Annotated in this window: 8 protein-coding genes and 1 pseudogene; 7 read left to right on the forward strand and 2 right to left on the reverse strand. The window is 69.5% G+C overall.

Going from position 1 to position 6011, the window contains the following annotated elements:
* Positions 1–162: pseudogene (locus tag H0U68_RS08785) on the reverse strand (helix-turn-helix domain-containing protein); the annotation flags it as partial.
* A gap of 64 nt (positions 163–226) precedes the next feature.
* Between H0U68_RS08785 and H0U68_RS08790 the strand changes: the two are divergent.
* The 7 genes from H0U68_RS08790 (at position 227) to H0U68_RS08820 (ending at position 5341) form a co-directional block, all read left to right on the forward strand.
* The gene (locus tag H0U68_RS08790; RefSeq protein ID WP_296354691.1) at positions 227–451 is read left to right on the forward strand and encodes a DUF3820 family protein; all 225 of its coding nucleotides are present in this window, start codon (positions 227–229) and stop codon (positions 449–451) included.
* A 24-nt stretch (positions 452–475) separates the two neighbouring features.
* Positions 476–1582, forward strand: a complete 1107-nt coding sequence (locus tag H0U68_RS08795; protein WP_296354693.1) for an S-(hydroxymethyl)glutathione dehydrogenase/class III alcohol dehydrogenase — start codon at positions 476–478, stop codon at positions 1580–1582.
* Entirely contained in the window at positions 1583–2428 is an 846-nt protein-coding gene (gene fghA, locus H0U68_RS08800) for an S-formylglutathione hydrolase (RefSeq protein ID WP_296354695.1), read from the forward strand. It begins immediately after the preceding gene.
* Between the two features lie 108 nt (positions 2429–2536).
* On the forward strand, positions 2537–3010 hold the full coding sequence (locus H0U68_RS08805; RefSeq protein WP_296354697.1) for a hypothetical protein: 474 nt from the start codon (positions 2537–2539) through the stop codon (positions 3008–3010).
* 12 nt (positions 3011–3022) lie between these two features.
* Positions 3023–4540 carry a tetratricopeptide repeat protein gene (locus tag H0U68_RS08810; protein ID WP_296354699.1) on the forward strand — a complete coding sequence of 506 codons (1518 nt, stop codon included), beginning with the start codon at positions 3023–3025 and terminating at the stop codon, positions 4538–4540.
* Positions 4541–4641: 101 nt separating this feature from the next.
* Positions 4642–4818 carry a hypothetical protein gene (locus H0U68_RS08815; RefSeq protein ID WP_296354700.1) on the forward strand — a complete coding sequence of 59 codons (177 nt, stop codon included), beginning with the start codon at positions 4642–4644 and terminating at the stop codon, positions 4816–4818.
* Between the two features lie 124 nt (positions 4819–4942).
* Positions 4943–5341 carry a Rid family detoxifying hydrolase gene (locus H0U68_RS08820; RefSeq protein ID WP_296354703.1) on the forward strand — a complete coding sequence of 133 codons (399 nt, stop codon included), beginning with the start codon at positions 4943–4945 and terminating at the stop codon, positions 5339–5341.
* Here the strand turns inward: H0U68_RS08820 and H0U68_RS08825 are convergent.
* On the reverse strand, positions 5323–6011 hold a 689-nt coding region (locus tag H0U68_RS08825; protein WP_296354705.1), incomplete at its 5' end, for a LysR substrate-binding domain-containing protein. The two genes, H0U68_RS08820 and H0U68_RS08825, sit on opposite strands and share 19 nt — an antisense overlap.

The following is a 6011-nucleotide window of genomic DNA, read 5'->3' on the forward strand; positions in this document are numbered from 1 at the left end:
GCGCAGCAGTTCGCGCGCGCGCGGATGGTCGCCGAGCTGGGCCATGGCGATGCCGCGCAGGGCCAATGCCGGCGGGTCGTCGCGCAGGGCGACGCGCTTGAGGGCGCCGAGCGCGTCGCCGGCGGCAAGGGCACGCGCGGAGGCGGCGATGAGGGAGTCCATGCGTGGCCACCATCGTAAACACCCGGCGGCCTGCCGCGGCAGCGACTTCGCCACAATCGTGTCCATGTCCGAAGCACTGCTGCGATTGGTCCAGACCGAGATGCCTTACGGCAAGTACAAGGGCACGCCCATTGCCGACCTGCCGGGCAACTACCTGAACTGGTTCGCGCGGGAGGGCTTCCCGCCCGGCGAACTGGGGCGGCTGCTGGCGCTCATGCAGGAGATCGACAGCAACGGGTTGCGGCACCTGCTGGCGCCCCTGCGCGGGCGCGGCGGCCCGCTACGATAGCCGCTCCCACGAAAGGACCACCCGATGAAGACACGCGCAGCCGTCGCCTGGCAGGCCGGCCAGCCCCTCACGATCGAAGAACTCGACCTCGACGGGCCGCGCGCCGGCGAGGTGCTGGTGGAAGTGAAGGCCACCGGCATCTGCCACACCGATTACTACACGCTGTCGGGCGCCGACCCCGAGGGACTGTTCCCCGCGGTGCTGGGCCATGAAGGCGCCGGCGTCGTGCTGGAGGTCGGTGCGGGCGTCACCTCGTTGAAACCCGGCGACCACGTCATCCCGCTCTACACGCCCGAATGCCGGCAGTGCAAGTTCTGCCTGTCGCGCAAGACCAACCTGTGCCAGCTGATCCGCGGCACGCAGGGCAAGGGCCTGATGCCCGACGGCACCTCGCGCTTCTCGCTGGACGGCAAGCCCATCCTGCACTACATGGGCACGTCCACGTTCAGCAACCACATCGTGGCGCCCGAGATCGCGCTGGCGAAGATCCGGCCCGACGCGCCGTTCGACAAGGTCTGCTACATCGGCTGCGGCGTCACCACCGGCGTCGGCGCAGTGATCTGGACGGCCAAGGTGGAGGCGGGCGCCAACGTGGTGGTGTTCGGCCTGGGCGGCATCGGGCTGAACGTGATCCAGGGCGCGAAGATGGTGGGCGCCGACAAGATCATCGGCGTGGACCTCAACCCCGGCCGCGAGGCGATGGCGCGCAAGTTCGGCATGACGCATTTCCTGAACCCGAAGGACCATCCGAACATCGTCGACGCCGTCGTGCAGCTGACCGACGGCGGCGCCGACTACAGCTTCGAGTGCATCGGCAACACCACCACCATGCGCCAGGCGCTGGAGTGCTGCCACAAGGGCTGGGGCCAGAGCATCGTCATCGGCGTGGCCGAGGCCGGCGCGGAGATCAGCACGCGGCCGTTCCAGCTGGTCACCGGGCGGCAGTGGAAGGGCTCGGCCTTCGGCGGCGCGCGCGGCCGCACCGACGTGCCCAAGATTGTCGACTGGTACATGGAGGGCAAGCTCAACATCGACGACCTGATCACCCACACGCTCAAGCTCGAGGACATCAACGCCGGCTTCGACCTCATGAAGGCCGGCGAGTCGATCCGCTCCGTCGTGGTGTTCTGAGTGGCGGGCATCACCACGCTGGAGGAGCACGGCTGCTTCGGCGGCGTGCAGGGCTTCTACGAGCACGCCTCGCAGGAGACCGGCCTGCCGATGCGCTTTGGCGTCTACGCGCCGCCGCAGGCAAGGCAGGGCCCGGTGCCGGTGCTCTGGTGCCTGGCCGGGCTCACCTGCAACGAGCAGACCTTCGCCATCAAGGCCGGCGCGCAGCAGCACGCGGCGCAGCACGGGCTGATGCTGGTCACGCCCGACACCAGCCCGCGCAACACCGGCGTGACGCAGGCCGACGCCGATTGGGATTTCGGCCATGGCGCCGGCTTCTACCTGGATGCGTCGCAAGAGCCGTATGCCCGGCACTGGCGCATGGAAAGCTGGCTGATGCGGGAACTGCCTGCCGTGCTGGCCCAGCACTTTGCCGCCGACACGGAGCGTGCCGGCATCGTCGGCCACTCGATGGGCGGGCACGGCGCGCTCACACTGGCGCTGCGGCATCCGGGCGCATTCCGCAGCGTGTCGGCCTTCGCGCCGATCTGCGCGCCCACCGAGGTGCCCTGGGGCCAGAAGGCGCTGGGCGGCTACCTCGGCGATGACGCAGCGGCGTGGGAACGGCACGACGCGGTGCGGCTGATCGGGAGCGGTGCACGCGCGCCGATGCTGCTGGTCGACCAGGGCCTGGACGACCAGTTCCTCGCAGTGCAGCTGCGTCCGGAACGGCTGGAGCAGGCTTGCGCGGCGGCCGGGCAGCCGCTGACGCTGCGGCGCCACGCCGGCTACGACCACGGCTACTTTTTCATCGCGTCCCTGGTCGGCGATCACATGCGGCACCACGCCAACGGCTTGCGCGCGTGACCGGCCGGTGCGCACTGGGTCACTGCACTGAGGCGTTTGAGCGACACACCGCGCCGAAGATGTAACTGTCAGTGGCGACAGGGGGTCTGCCCACTTAGACTTCCGCCAATGGAGTGGGATCTGAAGAAGGAGTTGGAGCAGCTGCACCGGACGAGCGCAAGCGCCAGTCCGGTCGCGCGGCTGCGCGCCGTGAACCACCGGCTTGCGTCGGTGCAGACGGACCCCCCGGGCACGCGGCTCATCGCCGCCGTGTCCGGGGTCGAGGCGCTGTCCCGCTCGCTGATCGTGCACGCGGCCGGCCGCCCGCCCAGCACGGCGGACATGCGCTACCGGCAGGTGCGCACGGCCGGGCCCATCGAGCTGGTGGAAGACGTGCTGCGCCTGTATGGCGCGGCCGAGGGCAGCGCGCAATTCGGCGCTGACACCTGGATGCTGTTCGGCCTGGCGCACGAGTACCGCAACCTGCTGGTGCACGAGTGCGCCCGCATCGAGCACGACCGCTGCACGCCGCTCCTGGCGGCGACCGAGCGGGTGTTCAAGGGCCTGGTGGAAGTCGGCGGCCTGCCGCGCGTGGTGGCCTGAGGGCGCTTGCGCATGCCGCCCGCCACCGACGCACTGAAGAAGAAATTCAGGGAAGGCCAGCGCGCGCAGGCGATCGCCGAATGCGAAGCCCTGAGCCAGGCCCATCCCGCCGATCGCGAGCTCAAGCGGCTGTGCGCCATGATGCACGTCGTCATGCGGGACTTCGGCCGCGCGCTGGTGTTCCTGCGCCAGATCCGCGACCCCGGAAACGAGAATGCCGACGTGCTGTTCAACATCGGCCTGTGCGAACGGGAGCTGAAGAATTTCCGTGCCGCGCAGGAGTGCTTCAGGATCTACACGGAGAAGTTTCCCGACCCGGACGGCTGGGCCGCCCGCGGCTATTGCGAGACCGAGCTCGGCCAGCCACATGAGGCCATCGCCAGTTTCGGTGAGGCCCTGAAGCTCGCGCCGAACCTTGCCGACGTGCGCGTCGCGCGCGGCGACCTGCTGCACGGCCTGGGCGATCTCGCGCAAGCCGCCGCCGATTACAAAGCCGCGCTGGCGCTCGTGCCCAACGACGATGCAACGCTGAAGAAGGCAACCCTGTGCCTGCTGGAGCTGAACCGGGGCGAGGAGGGCATCCAGCTGTGCCGCGACGTCCTGAAGGTGCATCCGGACAGCCTGACGGCCAAGCTCGGTGCGGAGTGGCTGCTGAGCCGGCTGGTGCCGCTGTGGCACGTTCCCATGATGAACGAGCCGGAGCGCAACCAGGCGTTCTTCGACGGGCTGGCCTCGGCCGTGACGCCCGACAGCACCGTGTTCGAGATCGGCACCGGCTCCGGCCTGCTGGCGATGATGGCGGCCAAGCTCGGCGCCAAGCAGGTGGTGACCTGCGAGGCCGTAGCGCTGATCGCCGGCACCGCCGCGAAGATCGTCGCGCGCAACGGCTACCAGGACCGCATCAAGGTGCTGGCCAAGCCGTCGCACGCGGTCGAGCTCGGGACCGACCTGCCCGAGAAGGCCGACATCCTGGTGCACGAGATTTTCTCCAGCGAACTGCTGGGCGAGCACGTGCTGCCGGCCATCGAGGACGCCAAGGCGCGGCTGCTGAAACCCGGCGGCAGGGTCGTGCCCGCGGCGGCCAGCATCATGGTGGCGCTGGTGGGCGGCACGACGCTCGGGCGCAACCTCCATGTGCACGAGAGTTTCGGCTTCGACCTGCGCGACTTCAATGCCATCCACCCGCGCAAGCGCCCGCTGTACCGCGAGGACTTGTCGCCGGTGCTGATGAGCGATGCGGTCGAGGCGTTCCGTTTCGATTTCTGCAACAACTCGGTGTTTCCCGCGCAGAAGAAGCGCCTCGACATCCCGGTCACGCAGGGCGGGCTCTGCCATGGCGTAATCCAGTGGATCCGCATCGAGCTGGCCGAAGGCGTGGTGTTCGAGAACCATCCGTCGCGCAGCCGGCCGGTGTCGAACTGGCAGCACACGGTGTACGGCTTCAATGCGCCGGTGCATTTCGAACTGGGCGCGGTGGTCGCGGTGAATGCCATGCACGACCGCGCGCGGCCGTGGTTCGAACGCGCATGAGCTCGGCGAGGTAGTCCGCCGCTCACGCCGGGCAGAGGCACGTGCCGACCCGCTCGGCGGCAGGCAGCACCAACACTTGTGGCTCGACCGAAGGAGCACGCATGCCCGACACCACCAACCGAAGCCCGGACGCCGACAACAACGGAACCGGCCGCGAAGACGAACCCATTCCCACCGCGTCGGACGACAAGGTGCTGGAAGAAACAGTGCGCCTGGCGCGCGAAGGCCGCAAGGAATTGGAAGCGGATCCGAAGGAACGCAAGCCCGCGTCCGACTGACCTCGCGCTGACCCGGAGTTGCAGCGCATCGATTGCGGCCAAGCCGCAATCGATGCGCTTGAATCGGTGCCGCCCAACGCGTGCCGAATGCCACCATCGTGTGTCCTTTTCCCCTGGAGACACGATGTCAAGGCAAGCAATCAACGCACCCGGCGCTGTCGCCGTCGGCCCGTATTCGCATGCGGTGGCCGCGCCGCCCTATGTGTTCCTGTCCGGCCAGACGCCGCTGGACGGCGCCACCGGCGCGCTGATGCAAGGCGGCATCGAGGCGCAGACGCGCCAGTGCCTGAAGAATCTGTTCGCGGTGCTGGCGGCCGCCGGCCTGGAGCCCGAAGACGTGCTGAAGTGCAACGTCTTCCTCACCGACATGGGGGATTTCGCCGCAATGAACGGCGCCTACGCGGAGCACTTCAGCGCGCCGTACCCGGCCCGCACCACCATCGGCGTGGCCGCGCTGCCTTTGGGCGCGCGCGTGGAGATCGAGATGGTCGCCGCGGCGAGAACTCAGGCGGTGGCGGTGTAGGCATCGCGCATCCACTGCGCGAGCAGCCGCGCCGGCTCGGCCAAGCCGCGGCTGTCGCGGTGCACCAGGCCGATGTCGCGGTGGAAGGTGTGGCGCTTCAAGTCGATGGCGCGCACGCCGGCCGGCCAGCGCTTGTGCGGCGCCACTTCCGGCACCAGCGCCACGCCGGCGCCCACCGCCACCAGCCGCACGATAGCCTCGAGCTCGTCCAGCTCGCAGGCTTCGCGCACGGCCAGTTGCGCGCCACGCAGGAAGCGGTCGACCTGCCGGCCGCCAAAGGACACGCGGTCGTAGCGGATGAACGGATGCGCGGACAGCAGCGCGGCCCAGTCGTCGCCCTTGGCCTGCCGCGGCACCAGCAGCCGGAACGGCTCGCGCGCCAGCGTGGTCCAGCGCAGGTCGCTGTGCAGCGGGAAGGGCGGGCGGATGATGGCGGCCACTTCGATCTCTCCCGTGTCCACGCGGTCCAGCAGTTCCATCGACACGCCCGGCACCACGCGCACGCGGCACGCCGGCAGCTGCCGGCGCACGCGTGCCAGCACCTCGGGCAGCAGGGCGCGCTGCACCGACGCGATGGCGCCGACGGCGAGCACCGCCGCGCCCGCCTCGGCCCGCGCGCCGGCACCCAGCTGCTCGTACAGCCGCAGCATGTCCTGGGCCTGGGCAAGCA

Origin of the sequence: Ramlibacter sp., from assembly GCF_013697775.1 — a bacterium.
GTDB lineage: Bacteria > Pseudomonadota > Gammaproteobacteria > Burkholderiales > Burkholderiaceae_C > Ramlibacter.